This window comes from Borreliella burgdorferi B31 (genome assembly GCF_000008685.2).
Taxonomy (GTDB): Bacteria; Spirochaetota; Spirochaetia; order Borreliales; family Borreliaceae; genus Borreliella; species Borreliella burgdorferi.
On record NC_001318.1, the window covers coordinates 148,744 to 163,047 of the forward strand.

13 protein-coding genes are annotated in these 14,304 nt (G+C 28.5%); 9 read left to right on the top strand and 4 right to left on the bottom strand.

Annotated elements, in window-relative coordinates; translation table 11 throughout:
- Positions 1-42: 42 nt before the first annotated feature.
- Entirely contained in the window at positions 43-2,040 is a 1,998-nt protein-coding gene (gene fliD / locus BB_RS00730) for a flagellar filament capping protein FliD (RefSeq protein ID WP_002659773.1), read from the bottom strand.
- Between the two features lie 190 nt (positions 2,041-2,230).
- Here fliD and nagA point away from each other — a divergent pair, with 190 nt between their 5' ends.
- Positions 2,231-3,436, top strand: a complete 1,206-nt coding sequence (gene nagA, locus BB_RS00735) for an N-acetylglucosamine-6-phosphate deacetylase (protein WP_010889694.1) — start codon at positions 2,231-2,233, stop codon at positions 3,434-3,436.
- Between the two features lie 26 nt (positions 3,437-3,462).
- The gene (gene nagB / locus BB_RS00740; protein WP_002556751.1) at positions 3,463-4,269 is read left to right on the top strand and encodes a glucosamine-6-phosphate deaminase; all 807 of its coding nucleotides are present in this window, start codon (positions 3,463-3,465) and stop codon (positions 4,267-4,269) included.
- A gap of 62 nt (positions 4,270-4,331) precedes the next feature.
- Here nagB and BB_RS00745 read toward each other — a convergent pair whose 3' ends face one another.
- Both BB_RS00745 and secA read right to left on the bottom strand, forming a co-directional pair.
- A complete protein-coding gene (locus BB_RS00745; RefSeq protein WP_002556752.1) occupies positions 4,332-4,943 on the bottom strand; it encodes a superoxide dismutase in 612 nt (203 codons plus the stop codon).
- 14 nt (positions 4,944-4,957) lie between these two features.
- A complete protein-coding gene (gene secA, locus BB_RS00750) occupies positions 4,958-7,657 on the bottom strand; it encodes a preprotein translocase subunit SecA (RefSeq protein ID WP_002665461.1) in 2,700 nt (899 codons plus the stop codon).
- A gap of 61 nt (positions 7,658-7,718) precedes the next feature.
- Between secA and BB_RS00755 the strand changes: the two genes are divergently transcribed.
- From BB_RS00755 to alr, 6 genes are all read left to right on the top strand, one after another.
- The gene (locus BB_RS00755; RefSeq protein ID WP_002655952.1) at positions 7,719-8,855 is read left to right on the top strand and encodes a lipoprotein; all 1,137 of its coding nucleotides are present in this window, start codon (positions 7,719-7,721) and stop codon (positions 8,853-8,855) included.
- A 28-nt stretch (positions 8,856-8,883) separates the two neighbouring features.
- On the top strand, positions 8,884-9,318 hold the full coding sequence (locus BB_RS00760) for a hypothetical protein (RefSeq protein WP_010889695.1): 435 nt from the start codon (positions 8,884-8,886) through the stop codon (positions 9,316-9,318).
- On the top strand, positions 9,315-9,731 hold the full coding sequence (locus tag BB_RS00765; protein WP_002556755.1) for a hypothetical protein: 417 nt from the start codon (positions 9,315-9,317) through the stop codon (positions 9,729-9,731). The genes BB_RS00760 and BB_RS00765 overlap by 4 nt, the downstream gene beginning before the upstream one ends.
- 153 nt (positions 9,732-9,884) lie before the next feature.
- Complete coding sequence (locus BB_RS00770) at positions 9,885-10,601, top strand: S2/P23 family protein (RefSeq protein WP_002662830.1); 717 nt, start codon at positions 9,885-9,887, stop codon at positions 10,599-10,601.
- Between the two features lie 23 nt (positions 10,602-10,624).
- Positions 10,625-11,299, top strand: a complete 675-nt coding sequence (locus BB_RS00775; RefSeq protein ID WP_002663639.1) for a S2/P23 family protein — start codon at positions 10,625-10,627, stop codon at positions 11,297-11,299.
- 47 nt (positions 11,300-11,346) lie between these two features.
- Positions 11,347-12,465 carry an alanine racemase gene (gene alr, locus BB_RS00780; protein ID WP_002658168.1) on the top strand — a complete coding sequence of 373 codons (1,119 nt, stop codon included), beginning with the start codon at positions 11,347-11,349 and terminating at the stop codon, positions 12,463-12,465.
- On the opposite strand, the gene BB_RS00785 is transcribed toward alr, so the two are convergent.
- Positions 12,457-14,058, bottom strand: a complete 1,602-nt coding sequence (locus tag BB_RS00785) for an RHS repeat domain-containing protein (RefSeq protein WP_002658164.1) — start codon at positions 14,056-14,058, stop codon at positions 12,457-12,459. The genes alr and BB_RS00785 overlap by 9 nt on opposite strands.
- Before the next feature lie 76 nt (positions 14,059-14,134).
- Here BB_RS00785 and BB_RS07735 point away from each other — a divergent pair, with 76 nt between their 5' ends.
- Complete coding sequence (locus BB_RS07735) at positions 14,135-14,302, top strand: hypothetical protein (protein WP_002657037.1); 168 nt, start codon at positions 14,135-14,137, stop codon at positions 14,300-14,302.
- The last annotated feature ends 2 nt before the right edge of the window (positions 14,303-14,304 follow it).

Sequence of the window (14,304 nt, forward strand, 5' to 3'; positions counted from 1 at the left end):
AAAAAGAAACGCAAATAGCAATAGCATTAAAAATAATTATTATTATTTATTTCTTTGATTAAAATCAAAAGCCTTTAATGTATTTTCTTGATCTTTCATGCGCTTAACGGTAAAATCCAAGGTATTAAGTTCACCTTCCACTTTTCTCTCTCTATCTTCGTACTTCTTTTTATAATCTTCAACTTTATTTTTTTGATTAAAAATTTTCAAGTCGTAATTCTTTATTTTATTATAAATAACTCCTCCGGAAGCCACAAGAGGCGACAGACAATCTCCTAGCATTTTAGCAATTCCATTATCATACACTCTGTCACCATTAAGATCATATAAAAAAAGCTCTCTAACATTATCAATATTATTACGAATTGATTCATCAAACTTTTTCTCATCAAGTCTTAAATATCTAGAAAGTCCACCAGAAGAAGAAATGGAATTTGTAAAAACTCCCATCTGATTAATTATTGAAAAATTAGGATCACTAGTAACATAAGGCTTAAAAATTATTGACTCTAGCTTGGACTTAAGATTTTTTAATAAAAATTCAGACCTTAGAATACCTAAATTTTTATAAGCCTCTTCTTTTTGAGAATCACTAAGATAAGTTAGCTCTTCAACTATATTAGACTTTTGATTATTAGGCTGATCTTCATTAGAGCTTACAATATTAATCTCAGCAAGAACCTCATTATAAGCACCAATAAAATCTAAAAGAACCCTCTTAATCCCCTCATAATCAGGTTCAATTTTAGCCTCAACCATATCACTTGAGGGTTTTTTTAAACTTAATGTCACATTTGGAACCAAATCATTTATAACATTTGAATCTCTCTCAACATCTACTCCATCAAATTTAATTTTTGCATTTTCAGCAAAACTTTTAGCATTTATTGGCAAATGACCATCTCTATTTTTTGGATCAAAAATTTCAACATTGCTAATCACAATTACTTTATTATTTGCTTTATTTTCAATATTTATTTCTTCCAAATTAGAAAGAGCTCCAACATCAACTTCAACTTCTTCAAAATTATTTGAAATATTTATTAAAGGAAGCTCCAAAGAACCTTCCTTGCTACATATTTTAACCATATTCATTTGAATATATTTTTTTTCCAAAGGGGTTTTTAAATCAGATCCAAGATCAACTACACTATCTTCACTCTCAACTTTTGCATCCTTAAATGTAGCCCCTCCGGGATTAAAAATAATCTTACTATCAGGCTCTTCCAAGCCTGTATCAAAATACTTAACTTCAAATTTAATCTTACTCCTAGATGTAATTTCAATATCTTCAGGAATTTCAATTGATACTTCTGAAAGCGGATTTAAAACAAGACCATTGTTCTCAAAAGCAAGTTTATTGTTGCTGCTAGATTGATTTACAACAATATCTGAAAGATTAGGATTAAAATTGGTTTTAAGCTCACTTAAAATTCCAATTTGCTTAGCAAAAGACAATCCCTCCCCTTTGATAACAAGCTTGTTTTCTTTGCCCTCCTTTAAGGATTGCAAAACAAAACGACTATTTCCATTTTTATCACTTTTCACTATTTTTGCAGATAAAAAGCCCTTTCCCTTGTTATTAATATCCTTCACAAGTAAATCAATGTTGCCATTACTTTTTACATTAATTTCTTTCTTGCCAACTAAAAATATATAATCTCCCTCTGGGATTGTAACTTTTTTAGGATCAAAATTTGAAGACAAAAACACATCAGCTGACGCTATTTGATCAACAATTAATTTATGAGTCTCATTCTTAGATCCATATCTAGTAGACAAAGTTAAAACTTCGCTATTACTAGAATTTCCTGACATTAGATTAAAAGGACTGTTGAGTGATGTAAGTTCTTTTGCAAGAGAATTTAAAGTAGAGATTTTTCTATTAATTAACTGCCAGGCACTTTTCTCTTGCTCTAAAGATTCAAGTTTCTTAAAAGAAGAATCAATTTTAGCCTTATCGGACTTAAGCATGGATTCACGAATTTCTTTAGTATTGTACTTACTCTCAAGTCCAGGAACAAAAAATCCTGATGCCAAAATATTGCCCTCCGGGGTAAATTATATCATTAATAAAATTGAAAACAAAATATAATGTATAATTAAAAAAATAAAATAAATTTTAAAAACATGAATTCTTAAGCATCCAAACACTTTAAAATAAAAAATATAAGCTTTAAAAAAGATTAATGCTTATAGTAAAATAAAATAAATAAAAGGAAAATAAAAAATGCCAAATTTTTGCTTATTTAACTCAAAATCCGTTTTAACTGGAAATGATAAAATAGATAACTCAGCGGTTCTAATTAAAGATAATAAAATTTTTGATATTGTAACGTCTGACAGACTTAAAAAAATGGATCTCGAAGAATACCAAATGATTGACACAAAAGGCAATTATATAACTCCCGGACTTTACGACAATCATATTCATGGATTTCACGGTCATGGGACAGACCAGTGTTCAACAGAATCGATACTTAAAATGTCAGAACATTTAGCACAATACGGTGTAGTAGGATTTTTACCAACCCTTTACCCAAGACCAATAGATGAAATGATTAAAACAATAAAAGCTTGCATAGCAGCAATTGGTAAAGAAAAGGGAGCTAAAATTTTGGGACTTCACCTTGAAGGACCATTTTTCTCTCCTGAAAAAAAAGGAGCTCATCCAGTTTCTTATCTTCATGAACCTAGTATTGAAGTTATGCAAAAACTAATAGATGCAGCTGGTGGAGTATTTACAGGATCAAACGGCAAAAGAAAAACACATATAAGCACAATGACTGTTGCTCCTGAGCTTAAGGGTATGAGAGAGCTTGCAATATTTTGCCTTGAAAACAACATAAACCTTCAAGCGGGACACACAAATGCAACATATGAAAACATGATAGAAGGATTTCAAGTTGGAATACTTCATACAACCCATTTTTTCAACGCAATGTCAAAACTTGACCACAGAAATCCAAATGCAATAGGAGCGGTGTTAATACACGGCGATGTTTCTTGCGAAATTATTGCAGATGGCCACCATATACACCCAAAATTAATTTTAATGCTTAGAAAGCTTAAAGATATAAGTAAAATAGTCCTTGTAACTGACGGACTTACTCCGAATTGTCAAACTTGTGGAAAACTAATTGCAAACGGAGACGAAGTTTATATTGCAGAAGATGGATTATTCCATAGCGTGAAAAGCAACACAATAGCTGGATCAACACTCACAATGATACAAGGTCTTAAAAATTTAATAGAATTTGGTTTCAGCTTAAGCGATGCTGTTCAAGCAAGCTCTTACAATCCAACAAGAATTCTCAATATTGATAAAAAGGGCTTAATATGTCATGGATATGATGCAAACCTCAATGTCCTAGATAAAGATTTTAATCTAAAGTTAACAATGATAGAATCTAAAATAATTTTTAACAATCTCTAACTTTAATCAATTTTAAGGAGATCTCAATGAGATTAATAATCAGACCCACATACGAAGACATATCAAAATGGGCGGCTAATCATGTAGCACAAAAAATTAATGAATTTTCCCCAACAAAAGAAAATCCATTTATCCTTGGACTTCCAACAGGAAGCTCTCCGATTGGCATGTACAAAAACTTAATTGAATTAAATAAAAATAAAAAAATTTCATTTCAAAATGTCATAACTTTTAATATGGATGAATACATAGGAATTGAAGAAAATCATCCTGAAAGTTACCATTCATTTATGTGGAACAATTTTTTTTCCCACATTGACATTAAAAAAGAAAACATAAATATACTAAACGGAAATGCTTCAAATCTCAAAAAAGAATGCGAAGAATATGAAAAAAAAATCAAATCTTTCGGGGGAATAATGCTTTTTGTAGGGGGAATAGGCCCCGATGGTCACATTGCTTTTAATGAGCCGGGCTCCTCCTTAACATCAAGAACAAGAATTAAAACTTTAACCCAGGATACAATTATTGCTAATTCAAGATTTTTTGAAGGCGATGTAAACAAAGTTCCCAAAAATGCACTAACTGTTGGAATTGGAACGATCATGGATTCACAAGAAGTTTTAATAATAGTAAATGGACATAACAAAGCAAGAGCATTAAAGCATGCCATTGAAAAAGGCGTTAACCACATGTGGACAATTAGTGCACTCCAACTACATAAAAATGCAATCATAGTATCTGACAAAAATGCAACTTACGAATTAAAAGTTGGAACAGTAGAATACTTTAATGATATAGAAAGAAAAAACTTTAATAATGACTTAAAATAAATTGCTTAAAATTTTAAAGTAAAATACTAAATATAGAATTGAAAATCTTTATAAAGTAAAGGCTAATTAATCACTTCATTGTAAACTTTTGAAACTTCTTCCCAATTTAAAGCCTTTAAAAATGCATCAACATATTCAATTCTTCTATTTTGATATTTAAGGTAATAGGCATGCTCCCAAACATCAATACCTAAAATCGGCTTATAAGAATTCATCAAAGGACTATCCTGATTAGGCATTGAAATCACTTTAAGGCCACTCTCAGGACACAATACTAACCATGCCCAACCACTTCCAAAAATTTTCATTGCAGTATCTTTCAAATTGGCCTTAAGAACGTCTAGGCTTCCAAAAGCTGCATTAATATCATCTTTAAACTTTTCAAAAAGATTGTCCTTGTTTCCTGGCCTTAAAGTTCTAAAATATAAAGTATGGTTAGAATAACCACCAGCATTATTTCTTATTAAAGTTTGAAATTCTTCTGGAAAATCATGAATATTTTTTAATATGTTTGACACATCTGTTAAATGAATTTTCCCCATTTTTTCCAAAATAGAATTCAAATTCATTACAAAACCATTATGATGCTTGCTATGATGAATTTCCATAGTTTTAGCATCAATATAAGGCTCAACAGCATCATAATCATAACCAAGTTCTGGCAGCTTAAACATAAAAACCTCCTGTTTTAACTTTTGCCATGACAATTTTTATATTTCTTCCCACTTCCACAATAACAAGGCTCATTTCTGCCTATTTTAGGAGAACTTCTAACCACTTGAACATTAGAAGCGCTTTTATTCTCATTAATAACAATTCCAGAAAGTTCTTTATGAATTGGTTTAACATTCCTAGACTTCTTTGTTGACTTAAAATCGGAAGAATTGCTATCCAATTTTAATTGAAGAACACGCCTTATGGTAGAAACTTTAATATCTTTAATAAGCTCGCTAAATATTGAAAATCCCTCTTCTTTGTATTCTGTGATTGGATTTTTATTGGCATAAGACCTTAAATAAACAGCCTCTCTTAAAGAGTCTAAATTTGCAAGATGTTCCTGAAATTTAAAATCAATATTTTTCAAATATTCATATCTTAAAAATCCATTAAAAAGATCTCTACCAATCAAATTTTCCTTTTCATCTAAATTTGCTTTTGCTATTTGCATTAGCTTAGCCTTTAAATCAAGAGAACTAATATTTTCAATAGAACCAAGACTCTCAAGCATATAAGCAAAAATTGAATTTACTTCATTTAAAAAAACATTTGAAACCGTGCTACTTTTTGTCCCTTCAAGCAAAAAACTAAGATATTCTTCTAAAGCAACAAGAATACGATCCTTAATAGCTGTATCTTCAAGAATGGAGTTTCTCTGAGCATAAATAAAATCTCTTTGTTTTGTAATAACATCGTCATACTCTAACAAATGCTTTCTAATTTCAAAATTTCTGTCTTCTACTCGTTTTTGAGCATTAATCAAAGATTTAGTTAAAAGAGAATGTGTAATAGGCTCTCCTGTTGCCATTCCAAGCTTACCCATTAATGATCTTAGGTTGTCCCCAGCAAAAAGGCGCATTAAATCGTCCTCAAGGGACACATAAAATCTTGAGCGCCCAGGGTCACCTTGTCTTCCACTACGCCCACGAAGCTGATTGTCTATTCGCCTTGATTCGTGACGCTCACTACCAATAACATAAAGCCCACCAAGACTTTTAACCTCATTATAGTCTTTCAGGTAATTTTCTCTCTCATTTTTAACAGCCTCTTGAAATTCTTCAAGGCTTACATTAGTTCCGATTTTTTTTCTAACTCTGTGCTCAATATTTCCCCCAAGCTTAATATCCGTACCACGACCAGCCATATTTGTTGCTATTGTAACCGCATGTTTTGCTCCAGCTTCAGCAATAATAAATGCTTCTCGAGAATGATTTTTTGCATTAAGAACTTCATGCTTAATCCCTCTGTTTTTAAACATAGCTGATAAAATCTCAGATTTTTCAATAGAAACGGTTCCCACTAAAACCGGTTGGCCTTTTTTGTAAGTTTTGTAAACCTCATCTGTAATCGCATTAAATTTAAATTCTTCCGTATAATAAATAGTATCATCCTCATCTATTCGCGCTAACAATCTATTTGTTGGAACTACAACTACATCAAGATTATATATTTTATGAAATTCCTTAGCTTCTGTATCAGCTGTACCTGTCATGCCAGAAATTTTATCAAACATTCTAAATAAATTTTGAAAAGTAATAGTTGCCATAGTCTTATTTTCATTAGCAACTCTAACTCCTTCTTTAGCCTCAATAGCTTGGTGAAGTCCATCTGAATATCTTCGCCCTGTTAAAACTCTCCCAGTAAATTCATCTACAATCTCAACCCCAGAATCACCAACAATATACTCTCTATTTTTTAAAAAAAGCAAATGTGCTTTTAAGGCTTGAGTCATATAATGAACATAATTAAAATTTGAATCGGTATACATAGACCCACTAATAATGCCTTTAGAAACTAAAAGCTGTTCAAGATTATTAAGCCCTTTGGCAGTAAAAGAAATTCTTTTGGCTTTTTCATCAACAGTATAATCACCATCAAGGTCGTCTATTTCTAAAGGATAATCACCTGTTTTGGGATCCTTGGAACATTCTTTTAAAAAAGATACAAGAGAATTAACTTCAAGATAAGCATTGGTGTTGCCTTCAGTAGGCCCTGAAATAATCAATGGAGTTCTTGCCTCATCGATCAAAATAGAATCAATTTCATCAATAATACAATAATTAAACTTTCTCAAGGATTTTTCATTCAAGTCATAACGCATATTATCTCTTAGATAATCAAATCCAAGTTCATTATTTGTAACATAAGTAATATCTTTAGCATATTGAGCCTTTCTTAGCTCATAATCCATATTAGATAGAACAACCCCCACGCTAACACCCAAAAGATCAAAAACCGGCTTCATCCAATTGGAATCACGTTCTGCAAGATAGTCATTAACAGTAACAATAATAACCCCATCTCCTGTTAAACTATTTAAATACGCCGCTTGAACTGAGGAGAGAGTTTTTCCTTCTCCCGTTTTCATTTCTATTATTTTGCCTTTGTGAAGAGCAAGCCCCGCAATGATTTGCACATCATAAGGCCTTTCTTTAAGACGCCTTCTAGCAGCTTCTCTAGACAGAGTAAAAGCTCGCTCTAAAATATTCTCTAAAGAATTACCCGATTTTAATTCATCTTTAAGCTTTTCTGTCTCCTTTGAAAAATCTTCATCTGCCAACAATAATGCCCAACGCTCAAGCTTATTAATATTTCTTAAAGTCGGAAGATAATCTTTTAAATCTCTTTTACTTTTTGAGCCAATAGTTGTCTCAAGTACTGCTTTTAACATGGTAGGTATTAATTCTCCTAAATAATTGACTTAAAGTCATTTTAAATAATAATATAAAAATATGAAAAAACACTATAAAGCTCTTATATTAAGCTTGCTTTTTGCAATTATATCATGTAATACTAAAACTTTAAACGAATTAGGAGAAGAACAATTTAAAATACCATTTGGAACACTTCCTGGTGCAATAATGCCTCTGAATAACAAATTTACAAATTCAAAATTTGACATCAAAACGTATAACGGGCTAGTGTACATTGCAGAAATAAAAACAAATAAATTAATGATTTTCAACTCATACGGAAAACTAATACAAACATATCAAAATGGAATATTTAAAACAAACCCCGATTTAAAAATAAAAAAAATAGATTTTGAAGGAATTCAAGCAATATACCCACTAAAAGATTTTATTATTGTCGCAGACAAACTAAATAATAAAAAATCAAAATTCAACCAAAAAGAGAATATTGCCTACTTCATGAGAATACTAATACTAAACAAAAACTCATCTGTAGAAATTTTGGGTCAAGAAGGTTTAAACGGAATGCCATTTCCACAAATTTATGATGTTAATGTTGATGAAAATGGCAACATTGCAATAATATCAATATATAGCGAAGGATATATAATATATTCTTACAATAAAGAATTTTCCCCGCTTTATAAAATTTACGTCAACAAAAACCTGTTAAAAACAATAGACAATCAAAAGAAAAAATACAACATTTCAATAGATAAGGTTTTTTTTGAAGTCAACAAAAAAACTCTTTATGTAAAAACTACTTACTATGAAAACATTGGTGACAATGAAAATATAAACGATCTTGGAATTAAAATTAAAGATCAATATATCTATAAAATGAGTTTGAAAAAAAACAAAGAATTAGAAGTGATAAATAAAATTGCTCTTCCTAAAAACTTACTAGATGATAAACAAGAAAGCTTTATAAACATTATAAAAATACAAAAAGACAAAATAATAGCATCTACTAATATGAAAAATTTATCTAACAATTTAATATGGAAATTAGACAGCAAGGGCTCAATTAAAGAACAAATAGCTTTAATTGAGCCTCCAAATTTAATGTTTCTCTCTGAGAGTTTATCTAAAGATGGAATACTTAGTATACTTTATGGCGGAAAAACTGGTGTTAGTGTTTACTGGTGGAATTTAAATGCATTATTAAAATTATAATTATAGTAGGGTTGGATTTGCAAATACAATGAAAAAGATTAATTGCAATCAAAAACTAGAAATCGAATACCAAAAAAAAATGAAAAAACATATCATTATTGGGATAATCTTTGTTGCAATTCTTTTATTTTTTAAAATTTTATTAATTCCCAGAATTCAAAATCACGAAAATAATAAAAATAATATCAAAATGATAATAAGCTACAAGCAAGACAAAAACAGATTATCGCTAAAGATAAACATAAAAACAAAAAAAACTACCAACCTGGGAAAAGCCAAACTAGATATTTATCTAGACAGTAAATTAATTGAAAGCAATTTGCTTTATATAAGCAGCAAAAACTTTACAACATATGCTAATATAATCTATCAAAATGAAAGTTTATTAAGTATAATATTAAAGAGTAATGGCAATAATAATGTCTTTTATAGTAAAAGAATAAAACCTAGAGGTAAAATATGATACAAATATACTTCATGTCTGTTTCACTTAACATCTTAGGAGGAATAATACTTGCATTTCCAATATTAATAGAAAGAATAAGCTTTTTCAAAATTTTTGAAGATTTTGTAAATTTAATAAACGATAATAAAAAGGTAAAAAGCATTTTTGGATTATTATTTTTAATAACCAGCGCCCTTGAAATAATCAAGCCCTACAAATTGCCAATAATTGGAAATTTAATTCCAGCTGTAAGTTTATTTTTAATTGGATTCATCTTGTTCTTAAAACAAAAATTACCTACAGAAGTTCAAAATAACAAAAAATATGGAAAATTTAAATCAATACTTGAAAGCAATCAGCAAATAATTGGAATTATATCAATCACTATAGGAATAATTCATTTTTTAGCAGCAGAAATACCTTTATTGTAAGATATTGAAAGATTAAAAATAAAAATGCAATTTTAAATAAAACCAAAAGCGACTTGACTTTGACATTAGCATTCTATATTATTACTATGATTTAATGTAAATTTTAATTACCGCCTAAAAAAGGCTTTAAATGGTATAAAGGAAGAAGATCTAATGGTATTTAGAACATATAAACATTTGGAACTAATAATGCTGCCCATGTTAATGCTGAGTTGCGCTTTTTTTAAGAAACCACAATCTGTACATCAAGACAGCAATACTGGCAAACCAATAAGCGATGAAAAATTACATTTAATATCAGGCAAAATTTCAAATAAAAAATTGCCAATCATAAATAGTAATCATGACGTAACTTGGATAAAAACAAAGGCAATGACAATCTTAGGCGAAGATGGAAAAGAAATACCAGAATTTAAAAACAAATTTGGATATTCTTATATAATATCTCCTGTAAAAATGGATGGAAAATATAGTTATTACGCGTCATTATTAATACTTTTTGAAACAACTAAAAATGGAGATGATGAATATGAAATTGAAGATGTTAAATTTGTAACAGCTGGTTCCACCCTAGAACTTAAAAATTCTCTTTTAGCTGTTGAAAATTCACAAGAAGAAGGATATGTTACTGCATACCCATTTGGAATATTGATGAGTGACGAGATTAAAAATGCTTTTAAATTAACATATAAAAATGGTCATTGGAATTATATGCTTGCAGATTTAACTGTCAAAAATAAACTTACTCAAGAAACTAAAATTTATAAAATTTCTCTTAATTCAAAATTAATTATTGAATTTTTAAAAGAAGTGCTAAAAGAAAATTCTATATTAAAAGACATAGCTGGAGATTTATTTGAAGATATATAAATAAAAACAAAAGGAAATATCTTATGAGCATTAAAAAATTTATTTTAACCTTGATAATTCTTTCTCTAGCTAAAAATAGCTTTTCTGAAAACGAAATTAATATCTTCGAAAACGAAAATTATATTGTAAAAGAAAATATAAAAACAGAAATTAAAAAACTAAAACAAAGTTTTTTACTTGCATCTGTTGATGTCGCCATTAGCCAACCCTACATAGAATTGGCAGATTTAAATGGAGAACCGATAAAAGAACTTGAAGGGATTAGTTATTCATTTATAAATGTATTTTCAAAAATTGGATCTTCTGCTATTATTTCATTTGACCTATCAAACGAAGCTTCCAAGAAATACAAAATCATAAAATTAGAATTTTTAAGTCCAGATAAAGGCAATTTTATTAACCAGCTAAGCAGCCTTACTAGTGGAAAACAGCAATCAAAAAAAGAGCTTGCAAAAGACGCTTACTCATTTGGTACATTAAGAACTGAATCTCTTTCAAAAACAATTGCAGAATATTACAAAGATAACAACTGGTATTATATTTTAGCAGCAATAACAGTAGAAAATAATATAAATAAAGAAACTGAAAAATACGAAATTAGAATTAACCCTAAAATATATAATGATTTTCAAAAAAAATTGAGATTACATTTTAAAAGCAACCAAATAAAAAAATTTCCAATACCCATTATAGAATAAACTACAAATTAATAGAAAAAAGATTTTTACTTCTCTAAGAGAGCTAAATGTATAATAATAAAACAATGGGTAGTAACAAAACAATAATAATAAATTTAAATAATTTAGAACATAACTTAAATTTAATTAAAAATAAAATTGGCGAAAAAGAAATAGTGGCCACCTTAAAAGGTGACGCATATGGTCACGGACTTATAAACATCTTTAAATTTTTAAAATCAAAAAACATAAATTATTTTGGACTTTCTAATATTGAAGATGCTAAAACACTTAAAAAAATTGATAAAAATATAAAAATATTAATGTACATTAAGGTGGATAAAAAAGAAATTAAAAATTTGATTAAATTTGAGTTAGTACCATTTGTTTCTGATTTTGAATATCTATTTTTAATAGAAAAAGAATGCGCATTGCAAAAAAATAAAATAAAAGTCCACTTAAAAATTGATATCGGAATGAATAGATATGGAATAAAAATAGATGATGCCCTTGAAATAGCTACATATATTCAAAATTCAAAATTTCTAGAACTAGAAGGGATCTGCTCACATCTCCCATCAATAGAAAACTTTAAAACCACACAAAAGCAAATAGAGCAATTCTTATTTTTTTTAGAAACACTAAAACAAAAAAATATTCATCCCAAATTTGTCCATATTTCTAATTCAGGGCACATTATTAACTACAAACTAAATCCACAATTTAATATGGTAAGACCAGGTCTTATTCTTTACGGTTACTGTCAATCGCTAAAAAACAAAAAACCTGCTTTAAATTTTAAGCCTGTATTAAGTTTATTTTCAAAAGTAATATTTATCAAAAATGTCAAAAAGGGTGAAAAAATTTCATATTCGGGTATATTTCAAGCCAAAGAAGATATGAAAATAGGAATTATTCCAATCGGATATTTTGATGGAATACCTCAAAATATAAGTAATGATTTTTATTTTTTAATAAACAATAAAAAATGTAAAATAAGAGGAAAAGTTTGCATGAATCTGACAATAGTAGAAATTCCCAAAGACCTAAAAGTTAAAACAGGTTCAAAAGTAGAAATTGTATCAGAAAAATTAAGTATAGATGAAATGAGTAAATTTTCTAAAAGAAGTCATTATGAATTACTATGTAATATAGGAAAATACGAAAAGAGAAAATACTTAGATTAAATTACCCAAAGAATCAAATTTTTGAAAATCTATTAAATTGCCTCTAGAATCATAAATCCACTTATAAATTGAAAATCCTCCAACATCATCTCTTAATCTCAAATCCGGACCATGATTAGACTGCTTTGATATTTTTCCAAATTTATTATATTCATATTTATAAACACTAACTCCATGAATATCATCCTGCAACTGTCCCAAGCTGCCAAAATTTTTTTGAGAAATAAGCCTATTTTGTTTATCATATTCATATAAATACTCAAAAACAAAATTACAATCAGCAACCAAAACTCCATCCTTAGAATAATTTTTCTTTGAAATCATATTGCCATTAGAATCGTAACTAAATTTATACTTTGAAACTCCTTCAAAATCATCTATTGGATTAACAAAATCCCCACCAAAATGCTCTTGAGCAATCAAAAATCCTTCTTTGTCGTAAGAGTATCTATAAATCATCACGCCTTTAACATCAGCTATTAAATTAAAATTTTTATCAAAAAAAATATTTTCTATTAGATAAAAATTATCATCATATTTATAACTATAAATAGCAATACCTTTAAAATTATCCATTATTTCATACTTTTCCTCATAAACAGTAGGAATATCTCTATTATAGTTTTTATTGATCTTATTACTGTAGTTTATTATTCTTTTTTCATTATTTTGGATATAAAAAATAGTCTTCTTCATGGCATACCCATTTTGACTGATTGTTAAATTATTATTATTGTCGTAATTATATTCCTTGTAATAGCAATCTTTATCTTTAAAATAATATTCATAACGATAAATTGCTACATTATTTTCATCAGGAGTCAAGTTGTTATTAATATCATAATTTAAAATCTCAATAACTTTTCCATCAACATCATAATGATATATTTTAGTAGCTACAGAAAATGGATTTGAAACAGCATAAGCCGATTTATCAAGATATTCCTCTTTAATAAGATTATGATTAGCATCATAAGTTAATCTAAACCCAAAAGTACCATTTTTTGATCTTACGATATAACCATTCTCATCGTAATACAAAACCGTTTTAACAAATTTGGTATGATCGTAGCTGATCTTTGTAAAATACACATTATTTAAATCTTTGATTTGAATCCCTGATTCATTAAATCTGTAAACACTAAACTCTCTCTCATTGTCGTATAAAAAATGATAATAAGAAACATCATATTTATCTCTAACCATTTCATTAGATCTATTATAATTAAAAATATTTTTAATCCTGCCATCACTCATATACTCTATATGTTCAATATAAACACCATTATTGTTTTTAAAAGCAAGTCCCCTATTTAGAAATATGCGCCTTTCGCTGCGCTTGGACCTTTCTATTTTAATTTGGCTTGCATTAAAAAAAGAAGGCATTAAAATACTAAGCTTACCAATATAATCAACTAAAATAAGATTATTATTGCGATCATAAGTAAATTTATATCCGTACTCTTCCTCAGACTCTTCTTTTGTAATCTCATATTTACCCACTATACTGTAATTAACAGAATAATCTGCAAACCTATAGTAAACTTCTTTTGAAAAAAGAGGAGCACTAATAAAAAATATTATAAATAACATGAATAAATTCCTTGATAAATCAACCCTATTTTGATAGATTTTATTATACAATAAATCTATCAAAAGGAGCTTTAAAATGGCTAAAATTTCTAAAAACGCTCAAAGAGTGGGTTCAAAAGAACTAATAAGTCGATGGGGAGGAAAAATTATAATGAAATCAAAATTTGAAAATGGGAAAATAAAGCATTATGCAGAATGTCAAACTTCAAAAAATACAGCAAGAAAGCCAAGGGATTTATTTTAACA

Coding starts and splice junctions, on each gene's coding strand:
- secA (WP_002665461.1), bottom strand. CDS start 7,657: ATGTTAAAAGCAGTACTTGAGACAACTATTGGCTCAAAAAGTAAAAGA.
- BB_RS00755 (WP_002655952.1), top strand. CDS start 7,719: ATGAAAAAACACTATAAAGCTCTTATATTAAGCTTGCTTTTTGCAATT.
- BB_RS00760 (WP_010889695.1), top strand. CDS start 8,884: ATGAAAAAGATTAATTGCAATCAAAAACTAGAAATCGAATACCAAAAA.
- nagB (WP_002556751.1), top strand. CDS start 3,463: ATGAGATTAATAATCAGACCCACATACGAAGACATATCAAAATGGGCG.
- alr (WP_002658168.1), top strand. CDS start 11,347: ATGTATAATAATAAAACAATGGGTAGTAACAAAACAATAATAATAAAT.
- BB_RS00775 (WP_002663639.1), top strand. CDS start 10,625: ATGAGCATTAAAAAATTTATTTTAACCTTGATAATTCTTTCTCTAGCT.
- nagA (WP_010889694.1), top strand. CDS start 2,231: ATGCCAAATTTTTGCTTATTTAACTCAAAATCCGTTTTAACTGGAAAT.
- BB_RS00770 (WP_002662830.1), top strand. CDS start 9,885: ATGGTATTTAGAACATATAAACATTTGGAACTAATAATGCTGCCCATG.
- BB_RS07735 (WP_002657037.1), top strand. CDS start 14,135: ATGGCTAAAATTTCTAAAAACGCTCAAAGAGTGGGTTCAAAAGAACTA.
- BB_RS00765 (WP_002556755.1), top strand. CDS start 9,315: ATGATACAAATATACTTCATGTCTGTTTCACTTAACATCTTAGGAGGA.
- BB_RS00785 (WP_002658164.1), bottom strand. CDS start 14,058: ATGTTATTTATAATATTTTTTATTAGTGCTCCTCTTTTTTCAAAAGAA.
- BB_RS00745 (WP_002556752.1), bottom strand. CDS start 4,943: ATGTTTAAGCTGCCAGAACTTGGTTATGATTATGATGCTGTTGAGCCT.